This window comes from Streptomyces sp. STAM6 (assembly GCF_054963715.1).
The window spans coordinates 115,730-134,215 of sequence record NZ_JBUEFZ010000004.1 but is presented as its reverse complement, the minus strand read 5'-3'; the positions used below and the strand labels follow the sequence as shown (position 1 = coordinate 134,215).

The window sequence follows — 18,486 nt, the reverse complement described above, 5'->3', positions numbered from 1 at the left end:
ATGAAGCTCGCTGTGGTGGGGGGCGGCTCCACCTACACCCCCGAACTGGTCGACGGGTTCGCGCGGCTGCGCGACACCCTGCCGATCGGTGAACTGGTTCTCGTCGACCCCGCCGCCGACCGCCTGGAGCCGGTGGGCGCGCTCGCCCGGCGGATCTTCGCCAAGCAGGGGCACCCGGCCACCGTCACGACCACCTCCGACCTGGACGAGGGGGTCGACGGCGCCGACGCGGTCCTGCTCCAGCTGCGCGTCGGCGGCCAGGCGGCCAGGCAGCGGGACGAGACCTGGCCGCTGGAGTGCGGCTGCGTCGGGCAGGAGACCACCGGTGCCGGCGGTCTCGCCAAGGCGCTGCGCACGGTCCCGGTGGTCCTCGACATCGCCGAGCGGGTGCGGCGGAGAAACCCCCGCGCCTGGATCATCGACTTCACCAACCCGGTCGGGATCGTGACGCGGGCACTGCTGCGGGCCGGTCACCGCGCCGTGGGGCTGTGCAACGTGGCCATCGGCTTCCAGCGGAAGTTCGCGGCTCTGCTGGACGTCGCGCCCCGCGACGTCCATCTGAACCACGTGGGGCTCAATCATCTGAGCTGGGAGGTCGGGGTGCGGCTCGGCGGGCCCGACGGCGCGGACGTGCTGCCGAAGCTGCTGGCCGAGCACGGCGGGGCGATCGCCGGGGACCTGCGTCTGCCGCGCGCCCTGCTGGACCGGCTCGGGGTCGTTCCCTCGTACTACCTGCGCTACTTCTACGCGCACGACGAGGTGGTCCGGGAACTGCGCACGAAGCCGTCGCGGGCGGCGGAGGTCGCGGCGATGGAGGCGGAGCTGCTGCGGATGTACGCCGATCCGGCGCTGGACGAGAAACCGGAACTGCTGGCGAAGCGGGGCGGGGCGTTCTACTCGGAGGCGGCCGTCGACCTGGCGGCGGCGCTGCTGGGCGGCGGCCCGGCCGTACAGGTGGTGAACACGTACAACCGGGGGACGCTGCCGTTCCTGCCGGACGACGCGGTCGTCGAGGTGCAGGCGGCCGTGGACGGGACGGGCGCCGTCCCGCTGGCGGTGCCGGAGCTGGACCCGCTCCAGGCCGGTCTGGTGGCGCACGTGACGGCGTACGAGGAACTGGCCTGGGAGGCCGCGCTGCACGGGGGGCGGGACCGGGTGTTCCGGGCGCTGCTGGCGCATCCGCTGGTGGGGCAGTACGCGTACGCCGACGCGCTCACCGACCGGCTGATCGCACACAACCGGGAGCACCTGGCGTGGGCGTGACCGCCGCCGTGCTCGCCGTCGACGCGGGCAACAGCAAGTCGGACGTGGCGCTCGTCGGGGACGACGGCACGGTCCTGGCCTCGTCGCGCGGCCCGGGCTTCCAGCCGTCGGCGGCGGGCGTGGCCGCGGCGCTCGACCTGCTGGCCGGCACGGTCGGCGAGGCGCTGGAGAAGACCCGGGCGTACGGGCGGCCGGTCGAGACGGTCCGGCATGTGTCAGCCTGTCTCGCCAACGCCGATTTCGCGGCCGAGGAGGAGGAGTTGACGGCGGCGCTGCGGGCCCGTGCCTGGGGGCGCTCGGTGCGGGTGCGCAACGACACGTTCGCGCTGCTGCGGGCCGGTGTGGACGAGCCGCGCGGGGTGGCGGTGGTGTGCGGGGCCGGCATCAACTGCGTCGGCATGCTGCCGGACGGGCGCACCGCCCGCTTCCCGTCGGTCGGGCGGATCTCCGGCGACTGGGGCGGGGGCGGCGGGCTCGCCGAGGAGGCCATGTGGCACGCGGCCCGGGCCGAGGACGGGCGGGGCGGGCCGACGGAACTGGCCCGGACGCTGCCCGCGCACTTCGGTCTGGACTCGGTGTACGCACTGGTCGAGGCGCTGCACCTGGGGCGGATCCCGGCCGAGCGGCGGCACGAGCTGACGCCGGTGCTGTTCGCCACGGGCGCGGCCGGTGACCCGGTGGCCCGTTCGCTGGTGGAGCGGCAGGCGGAGGAGGTCGTGGCGATGGCGACGGTGGCGCTCGGCCGGCTCGGACTGCTGGACGAGGAGGTGCCGGTGGTGCTGGGCGGCAGTGTGCTGGCGGCCCGGCACCCGCTGCTGGAGGCGCGGATCGCCGAACTGCTGGCGTCGAAGGCGCCGAAGGCGGTCGTGGACGTGGTGACCCGGCCGCCGGTGCTGGGGGCCGCGCTGCTGGGCCTGGACCACGTGGGGGCATCGGCGGCGGCGCGCGCGAGGCTCCGGGAGCAGTACGCGGAGCGGGGGCGGCCGGGGGAACCGATCGGCTCCGAGCCGCGTATTCACAAGGGGGGAGATCGAATGCCGGTGCGACGGGAGCGGCCGGAACGATAACAACAAGATCGAGTCAAGGCTGGTGTGAATGTCGGCCCCTGCGGCCATACTGCGTTGAGCGACCGAGGGGGAGGTCACGTGACATACGCACCGGAAGCGCCGAGCACCCCGGCGACGGCACCGGGTGCGCCGGCGGGGCCGCCGCCGTCGGCGCCGCTGCCCCGGGGGCGGGGGCCCTGGGCCGAGGGCGTGGCACGGGTGCGTGCGGCGGCCACCACCGAGCCGGGCAGACTCCAGATCATCGGGGCCGTACTGGCCGGCCTGGTGGTGCTGTTCGGGGCGGTCACCGCCTTCGAGATCTCCGACCGGGCCTCGGCCGCCGACGACGTGGTGAGCCGCAGCCAGCCGCTGAGCGCCGACGCGGCGAGCATCTACCGCTCCCTGGCGGACGCGGACACGGCCGCCGCGAGCGGCTTCCTGGCCGGTGCCGTGGAACCGGCCGGCGTCCACCAGCGGTACGAACAGGACATCACCACCGCCTCCCGGCTGCTGGTCAAGGCAGCCGCGAACACCGACGGTTCCTCGCAGTCCGCCCGTGAGATCGCCACCCTCGGCGAGCATCTCCCCCGGTACACCGGGCTGGTGGAGCGCGCCCGCGCCGCGAACCGGCAGGGCCTGCCCCTGGGCGGTGCGTATCTGCGGTACGCGAACCAGCAAATGGCCGGCCATCTGCTGCCCGCCGCCGAGCGGCTGTACGAGGCGGAGACCGCCCGGCTCGACCAGGACGACCGGGAGGCCCGCGCCTGGCCCCTCCTCGCGCTCGTCGCCGGACTGGTCGTCGTCGCCGCCCTCGCCTGGACGCAGCGCCGGCTCTACCTGCGTACGAACCGCGTGTTCAACCTCGGCCTGCTGGCCGCGACCGCCGCGTCCGCGATCGTGCTGCTGTGGCTGGCGGTCGGACACACCGTCGCCCGTGCGGAACTGAACGAAGCCAAGGTCCATGGCCAGAATTCGCTCAAGGTGCTGAACGAGGCCCGGATCAATTCCCTCAAGGCCCGTGCGAACGAGAACCTGACTCTGGTGGCACGGGGCGCCGTGCTCACCGACGACGGCAAGAACGACAAGTACGAGACCGAGTACACCTCGGGCATGGGCAGGCTGGGCGCCGCGCTCACGGAGGCGGGCCGGCTGGCCGACGACGACGCGGGCCGGACTCCGGTCGCCGAGGCGGAGGAGCGGGTCCGCGAGTGGAAGCAGCGGCACGCCGTCGCCCGTGACACGGACAACGCGGGTGACTACGACGGCGCACTGGCCAGGGTCATCGGCGGGAAGGACTCCACCGGGGAGTCCTTCGACGAGGTGGACGCGGCGCTGAAGAAGGCCCTGGACCACGAACAGGCCGAGTTCACCCGGGCCGCCGGGGACGGGCGCGGGGCGCTGACCGGACTTCCGGTCGGGGCGGCCGCCCTGGCGGTGCTGGGCGCGGCGGGCGCGGTCCTGGGCATCAACCGCAGGCTGTCGGAGTACCGGTGACGGCGGGAGGAGGCACGATGGAGGACTTCGGCGAGGCGCGATCGGACGCCGGACGGCGTTTCGCCGCCCGGGCCGCGGGCCGGCTCCGGGGGTGGGGCGGAGTGGCGGCGATGGCCACCGCCTGCGTGCTGACCGCCGCCCTCACGCTGGTCCCCCTGTCGAAGGGCGCCGGGACCCTGGCCGGTTCGGGCGCCGCCGCGAACGCATCCGTCCCGGCCAAGGCCGACAGGTGCAAGGACCCGGAGGCGTCGCTGCCGCCGTCCGCCGCCGACGGACCCGCCGTCGCGGCCGTCAAGGCGCGGGGCAAGCTGATCGTCGGCGTCGACCAGAACAGCTACCGGTGGGGGTACCGCGATCCGGCCACCGGCGAACTCGCCGGTTTCGACATCGACCTGGCACGGGCCATCGCCGCGGACATCCTCGGCAGCCCGGACGCGATCATCTTCCGGGCCATCCCCACCAACCAGCGCATCGCCGCCCTGGAGAGCGGAAAAGTCGACCTGGTCGTCCGCACGATGACGATCAACTGCAAGCGGATCGAGCAGGTCGCCTTCTCCACCGCCTACTTCCAGGCCGGCCAGCAGGTACTCGCCCCGGAGAAGTCCCCGGTCAAGGGGTATGACGCGTCCCTGAAGGGGAAGCGGGTCTGCACGGCGGAGGGCTCGACGGCGTACGAGGCACTGGAGCGGCAGTCGTACGGCGCGGTGTTCAAGGACGAGGGTGACGGCACCAAGGACGACGAGGACATCCACACCGTGCCCAACCAGCTGGACTGCCTGGTCCGGCTGCAGATGGGCCTGGTCGACGCGGTGGTGACGGACAACGCGCTGGCGGCGGGCCAGGCGGCACAGGACCCGGCCGTCGTGCTCAAGGGCAAGCCGTTCACGACGGAGTACTACGGCGTCGCCGCGAAGCTCGGCAACGACGACCTGGTGCGCCGGGTCAACCAGGTGCTCGTCGAATACCGCCGGGGCGCGTGGAAGCGGGCGTACGACACCTGGCTGCGCGCCGTACTGCCCGGCATCGCCGGACCACCGGCACCGAAGTACCGGACCAACTGACCGAAGAGTCGAGAGCGGAGAGGTGATCGATGGGCGTCACGGGACCCCCTGGGCCGGTGATGGACCGGGACGAGGTGGACCGTGCGCTGGCGCGGCTCGGGGCGGAGCACAAGGCGGTCGAGGACTCGCTGCTCGCTCTGCAGGACCACGCGGGCCGCAGACTCCTCGAGGGCGCCGAGCTGACCGGTACGACCAAGGACCGCTGGGCGACCACCGAGCAGACGATAAGCCTGCTGTGGACGTACTTCGACGCGTACACCGCCGCCCTGCGCGGCGCCCGGGAGGTGCGCGCGAGGCGGCGCTGGCTGAGCCGCGACGACCTGGTGGAGCTCACCGAGCAGCTGCGCGGCGAGAGCGTCACGGTCGCCGGCACGGCCACGACCGGCAAGCTCGCCGAGCGGTTCACGCTGGAGCGGCTGGTGGAGCGGATGAACGAGCTGTACGCGAGCTCGCTCGACATGGTCGTGACGGCGGACGCCGTGTGGTCGGCGCTGCCCGCGCGCATAGACCTCCTGGCCGCCGAGCTGAACCGCACCCGCTCGCTCGCGCACTCGGTGGGCGTGCGGCCCGGGGAGCACCCGGCCGGTGACGACCTGGAGTCGATCACCCACGAGCTCACCACGCTGCGCGCCCAGGTGGTGACCGACCCCTTGGCGTTCTGGCGCCCCGCGGCGGGCAGTTCGGCCCCCGGCGGCGGGCGTCCGGACACCGACCGGTACGACAGGGCGGCCCGGGCGCTGGAGGACGTGCGCCGCGAGATCGAGGCGGTACTGCAGGTCCGGCAGGACTCCGAGGCCCGGCTGCTGCGCCTGCGCGACGTGCTGTCCCGCGCCGACCGTACGCTCGCGGAGGCCCGCGCCGCCCGCGGCGAGGTGCTGGCGAAGATCGCCGCGTCCGAGGTGCCGGCGGTGAGCGGCCCGCCGACCGCCCTGCAGGAGCGGCTGGCGACCGCCGCGGAGTACCGGCGGCACGCCCAGTGGCACCGCCTCTCGCCGCTGCTGGAGTCGCTGGAGGAGGAGGCCGAGGACGAACTGCTGCGCGCCCGGGAGTCGTTGACGGCCGTCACCGCGCCGCTCGCGGTCCGCGCGGAGCTGCGCGGCCGGCTCGACGCCTACAAGGCGAAGGTCGCCCGGCACGGCATGGCGGAGGATCCGCTGCTGATCGAGCGGTACGACGCCGCGCGCCGCATGCTGTGGAGCGCGCCCTGCGACCTGCGGGTCGCCGAGCAGGCGGTGCTGCGCTACCAGCACGCGGCCGCGGAGCTGCTGTCCGGCCACGCCGACCGGAAGGGGAGTCAGTGAACGCGTGCCAGCGGCCCGGTTGCGAGGGGTCGTACGAGGACATGGGCGGCGGTGAGCTGTACTGCGACACCTGCGGCCTGGCCCCGGTCGTCTCGCCGGGCAGGTCTGCCGCGGCCGGCCGGAGCGGGGAGCCCGGGGCGGGGCTGGTGTCGTCGCCGCCGACCGGTGTCGCGGTCGGCGCCAAGGGCTCCGGCAGCAGTTCCCGCTCGTCGCGTTCGTCCCGGTCCTCCCGCTCGTCGACGTCGCGGCGCTCGGTGTCGGGACGGCTGTCGCGGTCCCTGTCGGGCGGCACGGAGTCGTCCCGGTCGGTGTCGGTGCGCAGTTCCGGTTCGTCGACCGGCCAGTCCGGCCGCGGCAGGCTGGGCGCCGGGCTCGTGACCGTGCCCGAGGTACCGCGTCCCGACCCGCGCTCGGCGGTGATGGAGCGGCCCGAGGTGCCGGAGCGGAAGCGGTTCTGCTCGCGCTCCGACTGCGGTGCGCCGGTGGGCCGGGCACGCGGCGACCGGCCGGGCCGCACGGAGGGGTTCTGCACCAAGTGCGGCCATCCGTACTCGTTCGTGCCGAAGCTGCGGGCCGGCGACATCGTGCACGGGCAGTACGAGGTGGCGGGCTGCCTGGCCCACGGCGGCCTCGGCTGGATCTATCTCGCCGTCGACCGGGCGGTCTCCGACCGTTGGGTGGTCCTGAAGGGCCTGCTGGACACGGGTGACCAGGACGCGATGGCCGCGGCGATCTCCGAGCGCCGCTTCCTGGCGGAGATCGAGCACTCCAACATCGTCCGGATCTACAACTTCGTGGAACACCTGGACCAGCGGACCGGTTCGCTCGACGGCTACATCGTCATGGAGTACGTCGGCGGCAAGTCCCTGAAGGACATCGCCAACGGGCGGCGGGGCCCGGACGGCCGGCGTGACCCACTGCCCGTCGAACAGGCCTGCGCCTACGGCATCGAGGCCCTGGAGGCGCTCGGACACCTGCACAGCAGGAACCTGCTGTACTGCGACTTCAAGGTCGACAACGCGATCCAGACCGAGGACCAGCTGAAGCTCATAGACATGGGCGCGGTGCGGCGGACGGACGACGACGAGTCGGCCATCTACGGCACGGTCGGCTACCAGGCGCCGGAGGTCGCGGAGGTCGGCCCGTCGGTCGCGTCCGACCTCTACACGGTGGCGCGGACGCTGGCGGTGCTGACCTTCGACTTCCAGGGGTACACGAACGTGTTCGTGGACTCCCTGCCCGACCCGGGGAACATCGAGGTGTTCCGGAGGTACGAGTCGTTCTACCGGCTCCTGGTGCGGGCCACGGACCCGGACCCGGCCCGCCGGTTCGCCTCCGCTCAGGAGATGGCCGAGCAGCTGACGGGCGTGCTGCGGGAGGTGGTGGCGCTGCAGACGGGCCGCCCCCGGCCCGCGCTGTCGACGTTGTTCGGCCCCGAGCTGCGGGTCACGGACACGGAGCTGTTCGCCGAGCTCACCGGCGGTGAGGTCTCCGCGCTGGGCGCCCGCCGCCCCGCACGCGGCGGGCTGCTCGCCCGCGCCCGGGGAGCGTCGGCCCCGGGCAGGGCCCCGGCGGGAGCGTCACCGGCGGCGGGGCCTGCCGGCGCGACGGGAGCCGCGGGTGCCTGGCCCGGGACAGCGGCTCCGGGCGGCGGCCCCACCGGACACGGCGCGCCACCGGGGGCGGGGAGCCCTGGGGCAGCAGGCCCCTCGGGGACTTGGGGCGTCAACGGCCAGGGCGGCGGCCACCCCGGACACGGCGCGCGGCCCGCGACGAGCGAACCCGGCGCGGCAGCCCTCGCGGGCGCTTCCGGTGCCGGTCCAGGCGCGGCGGCCCCGGCGGGAGCCTCCGGCCCCGTCGGCGCCGGCGTTGGCGGCCTTGGCGGCGTCGGCGGCGGGCAAGCCCGGCCCGGCGGACCGGTGTCCGCGGGCTCAGCGGCGGGCGGCGGGGTGGCGACGGCCGCCGGCGGCCCGGCCGCGGCCCCGATGCCTTCGGGCGCGGGGACACCCGGGGGCACTCCCGGCGCCACGGGGGCGGGCGGCGGGGGGACCGGGGGCGTTCCGGCACCGCGTACCGCGCCGCCGGAAGAGGCCGCGCCCGTGCCGGTGCTCGCCGTGCTCGACGTCCGCGCCACCGCGCTCGCGCTTCCCGTGCCGCACGTCGACCCGGGCGACCCGAACGCCGGTTTCCTGGCCGGTCTGATGGCTTCGGCGCCGGCCGAGCTCATAGCCGCCCTGCACACCGCGCCCGCCTCCTCTCTCGAACTGCAGCTGCGGGAACTGCGCGCCCGTCTGGAGATGGGTGAGCACGGCCCGGCCGACCGGGCGCTGACCACGCTGGAGGGCCACCACCCCGACGACTGGCGGGTGGTGTGGTACCGCGGCGTGGCCTCGCTCGCGGCCGGCGACAACGAGAACGCCGCGCTGTCGTTCGACGCGGTCTACGACGCCTTCCCCGGCGAGCCCGCGCCCAAGCTGGCGCTCGGGGTCTGCGCCGAGGTGCTGGGCCAGCTCGACAACGCCGCCGAGTACTACCGCCTGGTGTGGACGACCGACCCGAGCTTCGTGAGCGCCGCGTTCGGCCTGGCGCGGGTACAGCTCGCGGCCGGTGACCGGGTCGGCGCCGTACGGACACTGGAGTCCGTGCCGGAGGCGTCGATCCACTACACGGCGGCGCGTGTCGCGGCCGTACGCGCCCGGCTGCGGCGCCGCTCGGCGCGGGACCCGCTGATCGACGATCTGACGGCGGCCGCCGACCAGGTCGCCGCGCTCGGGCAGTTCGGACTGGACGCGGTGCGCCGTGAGCGGCTCTCGACCGAGGTGCTGGGCACGGCACTGGACTGGGTACTCTCCGGTAGTCCCGGGGCGAGGCCCGCGCCGACGCCGCTGCTCGGCAGTGAACTGGACGAGCGCGGACTGCGCTTCGGACTGGAGCGCTCGTACCGGGTGCTCGCCCGGCTCGCCCAGCGTGGCGAGGAAAGGATCGACCTGGTGGAGCGGGCGAACCGCTTCCGCCCCCGGACGTGGGTGTGAGTGATGTCCCAGATGCACCAGCTGTCGGCCTGCCCCAGCTGCGAGGAGCCGCTGGAGTCGGGTGACCTGTTCTGCGGGGCGTGCGGGTACGACCTGTCGGTCGTACCGGCGCCGCCGCCGGACCGCCCGACCCTGGTCATGGGTGCCCCCGCGCCGGGCCCGCATTGGCCCGCGGCCCCGGACGGCGCGGCCGGTGGTCCGGAAGGCGTCGGTGAGGAGGGGGACTTCGAGCTCGCCGCGCCCGACCCCCGGGTCGCCGAGGCGGTCGCCGAGACCCCGGCCGCCGAACCCCCGGCGGGACCACCGGCCGCACCCACCGCCGCACCGGCTCCGGCGGCGCCCGCGCCACCCGCACCCGCACCACCTGCCGCCGCGCCGCCCGCGCCCGCGCCGCCCGCCGGCACCAAGCTGTGCGTGGCCTGCCGGGCCGGTCAGGTGGACCCCGACGGGTACTGCGAGAACTGCGGCCACGCGCAACCCCGGGAGCGCGACCACATGGAGCAGGAACTCGACCGGGTCGCCGCCGTCAGCGACCGGGGGCTGCGCCACCACCGCAACGAGGACTCGTTCGCGGTGTCGTCGACCGCCCTGCCGGACGGCTCGCCGGCCGTCGTGGCGATCGTCTGCGACGGCGTGTCGTCGGCGACCCGCCCCGACGAGGCGTCCGCGGCGGCCGCCTGCGCGGCCGGCGAGTCACTGCTGGCGGCGCTTCCGCGCGGCACGCACCCGCAGACCGCGATGCACGAGGCGATCGTGGCGGCCGCCGAGGCGGTCAACGCGCTGGCGGAGCAGGACGATCCGGGAGCGCGGGAGCACGACCGGCACCGCCATCAGAACGCACCGGCGTGCACCCTGGTCGGCGCGGTCGTCGCGGGCGGCCTGCTGGTCGTCGGCTGGGTCGGCGACAGCCGGGCGTACTGGGTGCCCGACGACCGCGGCGGCCCGCCGGCGCGGCTCACCGAGGACGACTCGTGGGCGGCGCAGATGGTCGCGGCGGGGCTGATGAGCGAGGCGGAGGCGTACGCGGACGAGCGTGCCCACGCCATCACCGGATGGCTCGGCGCCGACGCCTACGAACTCGACCCGCACACCGCCGCGTTCAAACCGGACCGGCCGGGTGTGGTGGTGGTCTGTACGGACGGTCTGTGGAACTACGCGGAGGCCGCGGAGGAGATGGCGCGCGTCGTGCCGTCCGACGCCGCCGAACGACCGCTCCACAGCGCCCGCGTCCTGGTCGGGCACGCGCTCGACGGCGGCGGCCACGACAACGTAACGGTGGCCGTGCTGCCGTTCGCCCTGGCGCCGCGAGGGGCAGGATCGGCCTGAACGAGGCCTGAAGCACCGTTTCGCCCGGCGACCAACCCCCTGGCCGTGTTTCGTCCGTTGTGCGGAGTTCTCGAGGAGCCGATCAGATGGCGAACTTCTCCAAGTCGAACGTGCCCCAGTTCTCGGTGGAGGTGTACCAGAACGAATACCTGCCGGAGGGCGGGCGTGAGGTCAACGCGATCGTGACGGTCACCTCGACCGGCGGGGGCACGAGTGGCGGGGTGCCGCTGACCGGAGCGTCGGCATCCCCTTCGTTCATACCGGGGCAGGCACCCGGCGCCGGCGTGGTGATCATGATCGACTGCTCCGGTTCGATGGACTACCCGCCGACCAAGATGCGCAACGCCAGGGACGCCACCGCCGCGGCGATCGACACCCTGCACGACGGTGTGGCGTTCGCCGTGGTGGCCGGTACGCACGTCGCGAACGAGGTGTATCCCGGGGGCGGCCGGCTGGCCACCGCCGACGCGCGGACCCGCGCCCAGGCCAAGGAAGCACTGCGCCGGCTGAGCGCGGGCGGCGGTACGGCGATCGGCACCTGGCTGCGCCTGGCCGACCGCCTGCTGAACTCCGAGGACGTGCCGATCCGGCACGGCATCCTGCTCACCGACGGGCGCAACGAGCACGAGACGCCGGACGACCTGCGGGCCGCGCTCGACGCCTGCGCGGGCCGCTTCACCTGTGACGCCCGGGGCGTCGGCACCGACTGGGAGGTCAAGGAGGTCACGGGCATCGCCTCGGCACTGCTCGGCACGGCCGACATCGTCGCCGATCCGGCCGGTCTCGCCGCCGACTTCACCCGCATGATGGAGACCGCGATGGGCAAGGAGGTCGCGGACGTCGGGCTGCGGCTGTGGACCCCCGTCGGCGTGGAGATCGTCTTCGTGAAGCAGGTCGCGCCCACGGTCGAGGAGCTGACGGACCGGCGCACGGAGGCCGGACCGCGGGCGGGCGACTATCCGACCGGGTCCTGGGGCGACGAGTCCCGCGACTACCACGTGTGCGTCCGGGTCCCCGAGGCGGGCATCGGCCGGGAGATGCTGGCGGCGCGGGTCTCGCTGATCCTTCCCGACCCGTCCGGCGGGGCGCCGACATCGCTGTCCCAGGGTCTCGTACGGGCGGTGTGGACGGACGACATGGCCGCGTCGACCTCGATCAACCCGCAGGTCGCGCACTACACAGGACAGGCCGAACTGGCGCAAGTCATCCAGCAGGGACTGGATGCTCGCAAGTCGGGTGATTTCGACGGCGCGACGGCGAAGCTCGGGCGTGCCGTGCAGCTCGCGGCGGCTTCGGGGAACGCGGATACCGCGAAACTGCTTTCGAAGGTGGTGGACGTCGTCGACGCGGCGACGGGTACTGTGCGACTGAAGGCGAAGGTCGCGGAAGCGGACGAGATGACCCTCGAAACGCGCTCCACCAAGACCGTTCGCGTCAAAAAGTGACACACGCACGACGACGACTCGGCCTGCGGGCCGGATGAGGAGAGGGGGAAGCGCCGACATGCCGACCTGCCCGAACGGACACCAGTCGGGTTCCGACGACTGGTGCGAGGTCTGCGGCCATCGCATGGTCGGGGCGGGCGCGCCCGCGGGCGCCGTCCCGCCGCCCCCTCCCCCGCCGCCGCCCGCGTACGGCTACCCGGGCCCCAGCCAGGGCCCCGGTCCCGGCCAGGGTGGCCCCGGCCCGGGCGCCGGCCAGGCTTTCGGCACCGATCCGAACGCCACCGCCCAGGCGGAGCTCTGCCCGCAGTGCCGTACGCCGCGCGAGGCGATGGCGCCGTTCTGCGAGGAGTGCCGCTGGAACTTCATCACCAACACGGCGACCTCCTACACGCCGGTGGCCCCGCCGCCGGGCGCGGGCGGCCGTCCCGGTGGCCCGGGCGCTCCCGGCCCCGGCGGTCCCGGCGGCCCCGGTCCGGGCGGTCCCGGCGGCCCCGTGCCCGGGCTGAACCTTCCGCCGGGCTTCCAGTCGCAGGCACCGCGTCCGCCGGACCCGTTCGAGTACCAGGGTTCCCGTCCGTCGCAGGTGAACCGGCCGGCCGAGCCGCTGCCGCCGGAGCCGCCCGCCCAGCAGGGCCCGCCGCCCGGCCACCAGGGCCCTCCGGGGCTCCAGGGTCCGCCGCCGGTGCCCCAGGCGTTCCAGCAGCCCGGCCCGCCGGCTCCGCCGCAGCAGCACCAGCCGCCGCAGGCACCGCAGGCGTTCCAGCAGCCGGGGCCGCCGCCCCCGCCGCAGCCGACCGGTGGCGGCGGTGACGACTGGATGCTGTCGCCGCCGGCCCAGCAGCAGGCCGCGCAGCCGCCGGCCCCTCCGGCTCCCCACCCGCCGGCCCCGCACGCCCCGCAGTCGCAGCCCCCGCAGTCGCAGCCTCCGCAGCACCAGCCACAGCCGCCGCAGGGGCCTCAGGCGCCGCAGTACCAGGCGCCCGCGAACTGGACGGCGGTCGTCGCTCCGGACCGTACGTACTTCATGGCGATGATGCAGCGCAGCGGCCCCGAGGCCGCGGGTCTCAACCTGCCCGCGTACTCGCCGGAGCAGCACCTGCCGCTGGCCGGCAACCAGATCACCATCGGCCGCCGCCGGCACTCCACGGGCGAGTCCCCGGACATCGACCTGTCGGTGCCGCCGGAGGACCCGGGCGTCTCGCACCAGCACGCGGTGCTGGTGCAGCAGCCGGACGGCTCCTGGGCCGTGGTCGACCAGAACTCCACCAACGGCACCACGCTCAACGGCGCCGAGGAGCCGATCCAGCCCTACGTCCCCGTTCCGCTCAAGGACGGCGACCGGGTGCACGTGGGCGCCTGGACGACGATCACGATCCGTCGGGGCTGACCGCCCGCCCCGGGCTCATGCGCCGGGCGACCCGAGGGGCCAGCTGTAGGGCCCCTCGGGATCGTCCAGCCACGCCCACTGCCGGCCGCCGCTGACCGTCACGCCGAACCGTTCCCGGCCCGGCCGCCGCTCGCGCTGCCACAGCGCGTACGCCTCGTGCGGGTCGAGGCTGCCCGCGGTCAGCACCAGCAGGAAGCGGAACAGCTCGTTCTCGATGGCACGGCGGGGCAGCCCTCCGGTACGCACCTCAGGCGCCCGAGGCATACCGCCGCGTAGCGGGACGAAGTACGCGGAGGTGTGCAGGAACCGTCCCTCGGCGTACGCGGCGTTGCGGACCCTGAGGGCGATCAGCCCGGTGGACAGGGGCGCCAGGATGCGGGCGCCCACCCGGCACTGGGCGAGCCAGGCGTACGGCACCGAGGGCAGGGTGCAGGTGGCGATGATCCGGTCGAAGGGTGCCCGCTCCGGGCAGCCGCGCGCCCCGTCGCCGGTGATCACGGCGGGCCGGTAGCCGGCCGCGGCGAGGTGCTCACGGGCCGCCTCGGTGAGTTCCGGGTCGAGGTCGATGGTGGTCACCCGCTCGTCGCCGAGCCGGTGCGCCAGGAGCGCCGCGTTGTACCCGGTCCCGGCGCCGACCTCCAGGACGGTGTGGCCGTCCCGCACCTCCAGGGCGTCCAGCATCTCGGCCATGAGCGAGGGCTGGCTCGCGGAGGAGACCAGGTCCCCGTCCCGTACCCGCGTCGCGAGCGGCCGGTCGTCGTACGCGCCTTCCAGCCAGCGCTCCCGCCTCCCCGGGTCCGGGTCCTCGCACCACAGCCGCTCGTAGCCGCCCAGCATGCCGACGTAGTAGAACGGCACGAAGAGGTGCCGCGGCACCTGCTCGAACGCCTCCCGCCAGGCCGGGTCCGACAGCACCCCGGACTCGTCGATCTCCCGTACGAGCCTGCGCCGCTCCTCGGCGGCCGCCGCCTCGAACGGGTCCTCTCGCTGTGCGCCCATGGCTCCACTCTTCCCGTTCCCTCCACTGTCCTGCGCGGGGCGGCCGGACGCGAGACCCCCGGAGGCCCGCGGTCCGGGGTGCGAGGGCACGGGCCGGGGTGCGGGGTGCGGGGTCAGGGGCCGGGGTGCGGGGTCAGGCGCCGGGGTCGGGGGTGCGGGGGGGCAGGGTCCTAGGCCCCGGGTCCTCGGCCGGGGCGTCTGAGACGATGGGTGGGTGACTGAGATTCCGCGCGGCGCGCTCGAGGAGCAGACCTTCTACGACCAGGTCGGCGGCGAAGCGACCTTCCGGCGCCTCGTCCACCGGTTCTACGAGGGTGTCGCCGAGGACCCCCTGCTGAGGCCGATGTACCCGGAGGAGGACCTGGGCCCGGCCGAGGAGCGGCTGGTGCTGTTCCTCATGCAGTACTGGGGCGGCCCGCGAACGTACAGCAACCACCGCGGCCACCCCCGGCTGCGCATGCGCCACGCGCCCTTCACGGTCGACCGGGCGGCGCACGACGCCTGGCTGAAGCACATGCGGGCGGCGGTCGACGACCTCGGCCTGTCCGAGGAACACGAGCGGACGCTGTGGAACTACCTCACCTACGCCGCCGCGTCGATGGTGAACACAGCGGACTGACCGCGTACAGCCGGAAGTGGCAGGGAAGGTTCCGGCCAACTGCGCTCAGTGAGGCCCCAAGCACTTCACGCAACCCATAAATTCACAGCCGCAACACATCGAACGGGCATCCGCATCCGGCGGGTGCCCTCCTGTGTGGAGGTTCAACGTGCGACGGAGAACCATGCGGCTGGCCACCGTGCTCATCGGTACGGCAACGGCCCTGTTCGTCACAGGCACCGCCCACAGCACCACCTTTTACGTCGAACAGGGCGCCAACTACGGGTGGATCGGCTCCAACCACAAATACGCCGGGGTCTGCGATCGGGAAGTCGACGGTGCCGCTGTGTACGTGGAGTTCAAGCGCACTGTCCCCGGCACCACCGTGCGCATGGAGGAGACACGGGGACACGGGTTCTGCCGAACCTCCTCCGAGGGCACCTATGCGATCAACAGGATCCGGGCCTGTGAGAACTTCCCGGTGGTACCCGACCCCTGCTCGGGCTGGAAGACACACCACTGACCATGACAACCCGCGCCTTGACCGTCTCCGGCCTCACCTGCACGCTGGGCGGCCGTACGTTGCTGCGGAACGCCGACATGATCGCCGACGCCGGCGAGTCCGTGGCCGTCATGGGCCCCAGTGGGAGCGGTAAGTCCACACTGCTCTCCTGCCTCGCCGGGCTCCACCGCCCCCAGGCCGGGACCATCGAGGTCTGCGGTACGGACATCGCCACGCTGCGGCCCGCCAAGGCCGCGGCGTGGCGGCTGCGTACCCTCGGCTTCATCTACCAGTTCGGTGAACTGCTCCCGGACCTCACCGCGGTGGAGAACGCCGCTCTGCCCCTGCTGATCGGTGGGACGGGACGGCGGAAGGCCTATGCGACGGCCGAGCGACTCCTCGGCGAGCTCGGCGTGGGCGGGGTCGCGGACTCGCGCGCGGGCGTCCTCTCGGGTGGTGAGCGCCAGCGCGTCGCCGTGGCCCGGGCCCTGTCGACGAGGCCACCCCTGATCCTGGCGGACGAACCGACCGGCGCCCTCGACGAGTACACGACCGACGACGTCTGCGAGTTGCTGTTCGCGCTGCCTGCCCAGTACGGCTGCACGCTGGTCGTCGTCACCCACAATCCGGTGGTCTCTTATCATGCCGACCGGCGGCTCGCCCTCCGGGACGGCACCTTGCGGGACACCACAGCGGTGGAGGCATGAGAGGCGACCGGCGGGGGGCGACAGCGCAACTGCTAGCCGTCGGGCGGCGTGCCCCGGGACCCAAGGACCCCCGTCAGGGCGTCCAGGCACTGTGCCTGGTCCTCGCCGCGATGGCGACGGCACTGCTGGTCTGGGGCATGCAGACCAACCACGCCGTGTACGAGGGGCGGGACGCTCGTCTGCTGGCCCGGCTGCCGATCGTGGCCGGGCAGGGGGGAGACATAAAGCCGTCGGCGTGGTGGACGGACTCCGACGACGAATGGGGGGCGCGGAGCTTTTCGGTCGTGCACATCGAACCCGCGTCGCCGTCGGCACCGCTCCCGCCGGGCCTGCCGCGCTGGCCCGAGCCTGGTGAGTCGTTCGTGTCGCCCGCGCTGCTCGCAGCCATGCCAGGGGCGGCGACCCGCTACGGCAGGCTGGCCGGGGTCATCGCACCGAGCGGACTGGCCGACCCGGGCGAGCTCTTCGTCTACCGCCGCGCGTCGGCAGGTGTGGACATCAAGTCGGGCATGGCGGTACGGCGTGTGGTCGGCTACGGCGTGCCCGACGGAGACCCGTCGTGGCAGCTGAGCCAGGGGTTCGACCGCCCCGAGGCCGACCTGCACTGGCTGATGACCCCGTTCCTCGCTCTCCCGGCCGTGGTCCTGCTGGTCGTCGCGTCCCGGCTCGGCGCCCGGGAGCGCGACCGGCGTCTCGCCGTGCTGTACGCGATCGGCGCCGGACGCTCCGTACGGGGACGGATCGCCGTCGGCGAGTGTCTCCGCCCGCTGGCGCTCGGTACCGTGCTCGCCGGTGTACCGCTGACGATCGTCACATGGACCGGTGTGCGGCTCCCGGTGACCGGATACGAGATCGCGGCCGCCGATCTGGTGCCGCTCCGGTGGTGGTTCCCGATCAGCCTGCTGCCGGTGTGGGCGCTGCTGTGCGCCGGATTCGCCGCTCTCCACCTGCGGATCGCGGCCGTCGGGGAGGGCAACCGGCCCAGGCCGGGGCGGGACCGGCCTTCCGCGTGGCCCGGGTCTCTCTGCGGACTCGGCACCCTGTGCGCGCTGTGGGGCGCGATGATCGGCTACACGATCGGCGTCCGGCTCTTCACGGTCGGCATGATCCTGGCCCTCCTCGGAATGCCGCCTTTGGTAGGTCGGGCCGCTGCCGCGTTCGCCCGGCGGCTGACAGGGCGGAGGCAGGGAAATGCCGCGCGGCTGATCGGCGGTCGCTGGGCGGCCGCCCATCCGGGCGTGATCGGCCGGTCGTGCGCCGCGATCGCCGTGCTGCTCGGGCTGCTGGCCCAGGTCCAGGTCACCATCACGGCGCTGACGGAGGACGCCGCGCGTGCGACCGCGCTGGCCGAGCGGCTGGACGGGCGGCTGCTGTACGTCGCCGGCGCACCGGCGGAAAAGGCCGCCGTGGACCGGTTCCTGGCAGCTCTGGATCCGCGGAACCGCGTGCTGCGCGTCACGAGCGACGGCACCCCCGCGCTGCCCGTCCTGCGTGCCGGCTGCGACGATCTCGCCGCACTCGGCCCGCTCCGTTCGTGCCCGACCGAGGCACCTGTCCCGTCCGAGGAGGTGTTCCGGGAGCGCACGCCGCGTACCGAGGCACTGAGCTGGATGCCTTTCCGCGCCGCCACCGTCCAGGCTTCGGACGCACGGGTCGGACACAGGCGGGACGACAGCTTCGTCATCCTCCTCGCTACCCAGGACGGACGCGAAAGCGTGGAACGGGCCGCGTATGCGACGCTTCCCCTGCCGCGCGTGGATGTCCCGGGCGACGGCCAGGTCATCGGTGCCTCCGCGCGCGCCCGGATCGCGAACTGGGTCGTCCTCCTCGGTTCGATCTCGTTCGTCCTGCTGGCCCTCACCGGCACGGCCGGGCTCCTGCACGCGTTCCTCGACCGGGCCGACGAGCTGCGTCCGCTGGCCGGTTACACCTCCGGCGTGCGGTTCCATCTGCGAACGGCGTGGTGGGGCATGGGAGTGCCGACGGTGTGCGCGCTGGTCCTGGCGGCGTTGTTCTCCGGGCTGCTGGCGGCGTTCAACCTCGGGTTCCTGTCCACGACGGGTGACTCACCGCTCGGTCTCCTCACGGGCGGCCTCGCCGCCGCCGTCGTCGTCTGCGGGGCCGTGACCCTGGCGGGCGGGTGGTTGGCCGCCCGGTTCACACACCGGTGGGTGCCGCACGGCGACTGAAATCGGCTGCACCTGGCCGGAGTTCGGTGCTCCGGCACCGGATAACGGTCACGATCAAGTCAAGGTCGTCCCGCAAGCGGTTACCTGAACACGTGCCCTCTGAAAGCATCCCTTGAACGTTCAGGCGTTCGAGGGG

14 protein-coding genes are annotated in these 18,486 nt (G+C 73.9%); 13 read left to right on the top strand and 1 reads right to left on the bottom strand.

Annotated elements, in window-relative coordinates:
* The 9 genes from ACY34K_RS07350 to ACY34K_RS07310 all read left to right on the top strand — a co-directional run bounded on the left by ACY34K_RS07350 (nucleotide 1) and on the right by ACY34K_RS07310 (nucleotide 13,355).
* Complete coding sequence (locus tag ACY34K_RS07350; RefSeq protein WP_462745006.1) at nucleotides 1–1,263, top strand: 6-phospho-beta-glucosidase; 1,263 nt, start codon at nucleotides 1–3, stop codon at nucleotides 1,261–1,263.
* Nucleotides 1,254–2,330, top strand: coding sequence for an N-acetylglucosamine kinase (locus ACY34K_RS07345; protein ID WP_462745004.1), 1,077 nt, complete (start codon nucleotides 1,254–1,256; stop codon nucleotides 2,328–2,330). The genes ACY34K_RS07350 and ACY34K_RS07345 overlap by 10 nt, the downstream gene beginning before the upstream one ends.
* Nucleotides 2,331–2,408: 78 nt before the next feature.
* Nucleotides 2,409–3,803 (top strand): hypothetical protein, encoded by a 1,395-nt coding sequence (locus ACY34K_RS07340; protein ID WP_462745002.1) that lies wholly within the window; start codon nucleotides 2,409–2,411, stop codon nucleotides 3,801–3,803.
* Nucleotides 3,804–3,820: 17 nt separating this feature from the next.
* Complete coding sequence (locus ACY34K_RS07335) at nucleotides 3,821–4,864, top strand: glutamate ABC transporter substrate-binding protein (protein WP_462745000.1); 1,044 nt, start codon at nucleotides 3,821–3,823, stop codon at nucleotides 4,862–4,864.
* 29 nt (nucleotides 4,865–4,893) lie between these two features.
* Nucleotides 4,894–6,165: a hypothetical protein gene (locus tag ACY34K_RS07330; RefSeq protein ID WP_462744998.1), complete on the top strand. Its 1,272-nt coding sequence runs from the start codon at nucleotides 4,894–4,896 to the stop codon at nucleotides 6,163–6,165.
* Nucleotides 6,166–6,206: 41 nt separating this feature from the next.
* Nucleotides 6,207–9,197, top strand: coding sequence for a serine/threonine-protein kinase (locus ACY34K_RS07325; RefSeq protein WP_462745481.1), 2,991 nt, complete (start codon nucleotides 6,207–6,209; stop codon nucleotides 9,195–9,197).
* Nucleotides 9,198–9,200: 3 nt separating this feature from the next.
* Nucleotides 9,201–10,523, top strand: coding sequence for a PP2C family serine/threonine-protein phosphatase (locus tag ACY34K_RS07320; protein ID WP_462744996.1), 1,323 nt, complete (start codon nucleotides 9,201–9,203; stop codon nucleotides 10,521–10,523).
* 86 nt (nucleotides 10,524–10,609) lie between these two features.
* A complete protein-coding gene (locus ACY34K_RS07315; RefSeq protein ID WP_462744994.1) occupies nucleotides 10,610–11,968 on the top strand; it encodes a vWA domain-containing protein in 1,359 nt (452 codons plus the stop codon).
* A gap of 58 nt (nucleotides 11,969–12,026) precedes the next feature.
* The gene (locus ACY34K_RS07310; protein ID WP_462744992.1) at nucleotides 12,027–13,355 is read left to right on the top strand and encodes an FHA domain-containing protein; all 1,329 of its coding nucleotides are present in this window, start codon (nucleotides 12,027–12,029) and stop codon (nucleotides 13,353–13,355) included.
* A 15-nt stretch (nucleotides 13,356–13,370) separates the two neighbouring features.
* Here the strand turns inward: ACY34K_RS07310 and ACY34K_RS07305 are convergent, their stop codons facing one another.
* A complete protein-coding gene (locus ACY34K_RS07305) occupies nucleotides 13,371–14,354 on the bottom strand; it encodes a methyltransferase domain-containing protein (protein ID WP_462744990.1) in 984 nt (327 codons plus the stop codon).
* 214 nt (nucleotides 14,355–14,568) lie between these two features.
* Here ACY34K_RS07305 and ACY34K_RS07300 point away from each other — a divergent pair, with 214 nt between their 5' ends.
* From ACY34K_RS07300 to ACY34K_RS07285, 4 genes are all read left to right on the top strand, one after another.
* Nucleotides 14,569–14,973, top strand: a complete 405-nt coding sequence (locus ACY34K_RS07300) for a globin (RefSeq protein ID WP_462744988.1) — start codon at nucleotides 14,569–14,571, stop codon at nucleotides 14,971–14,973.
* Nucleotides 14,974–15,121: 148 nt separating this feature from the next.
* Nucleotides 15,122–15,475 (top strand): hypothetical protein, encoded by a 354-nt coding sequence (locus ACY34K_RS07295; protein WP_462744986.1) that lies wholly within the window; start codon nucleotides 15,122–15,124, stop codon nucleotides 15,473–15,475.
* Nucleotides 15,476–15,477: 2 nt separating this feature from the next.
* Nucleotides 15,478–16,161 carry an ABC transporter ATP-binding protein gene (locus ACY34K_RS07290; RefSeq protein ID WP_462744984.1) on the top strand — a complete coding sequence of 228 codons (684 nt, stop codon included), beginning with the start codon at nucleotides 15,478–15,480 and terminating at the stop codon, nucleotides 16,159–16,161.
* On the top strand, nucleotides 16,158–18,350 hold the full coding sequence (locus ACY34K_RS07285; RefSeq protein WP_462744982.1) for an ABC transporter permease: 2,193 nt from the start codon (nucleotides 16,158–16,160) through the stop codon (nucleotides 18,348–18,350). The genes ACY34K_RS07290 and ACY34K_RS07285 overlap by 4 nt, the downstream gene beginning before the upstream one ends.
* Nucleotides 18,351–18,486 lie beyond the last annotated feature (136 nt).

Excerpts from the sequence above, each read along its gene's own strand:
- ACY34K_RS07350 (WP_462745006.1), top strand. The coding sequence starts at position 1 with ATGAAGCTCGCTGTGGTGGGGGGCGGCTCCACCTACACCCCCGAACTG.
- ACY34K_RS07335 (WP_462745000.1), top strand. The coding sequence starts at position 3,821 with ATGGAGGACTTCGGCGAGGCGCGATCGGACGCCGGACGGCGTTTCGCC.
- ACY34K_RS07330 (WP_462744998.1), top strand. The coding sequence starts at position 4,894 with ATGGGCGTCACGGGACCCCCTGGGCCGGTGATGGACCGGGACGAGGTG.
- ACY34K_RS07325 (WP_462745481.1), top strand. The coding sequence starts at position 6,207 with ATGGGCGGCGGTGAGCTGTACTGCGACACCTGCGGCCTGGCCCCGGTC.
- ACY34K_RS07320 (WP_462744996.1), top strand. The coding sequence starts at position 9,201 with ATGTCCCAGATGCACCAGCTGTCGGCCTGCCCCAGCTGCGAGGAGCCG.
- ACY34K_RS07315 (WP_462744994.1), top strand. The coding sequence starts at position 10,610 with ATGGCGAACTTCTCCAAGTCGAACGTGCCCCAGTTCTCGGTGGAGGTG.
- ACY34K_RS07310 (WP_462744992.1), top strand. The coding sequence starts at position 12,027 with ATGCCGACCTGCCCGAACGGACACCAGTCGGGTTCCGACGACTGGTGC.
- ACY34K_RS07305 (WP_462744990.1), bottom strand. The coding sequence starts at position 14,354 with ATGGGCGCACAGCGAGAGGACCCGTTCGAGGCGGCGGCCGCCGAGGAG.
- ACY34K_RS07290 (WP_462744984.1), top strand. The coding sequence starts at position 15,478 with ATGACAACCCGCGCCTTGACCGTCTCCGGCCTCACCTGCACGCTGGGC.
- ACY34K_RS07285 (WP_462744982.1), top strand. The coding sequence starts at position 16,158 with ATGAGAGGCGACCGGCGGGGGGCGACAGCGCAACTGCTAGCCGTCGGG.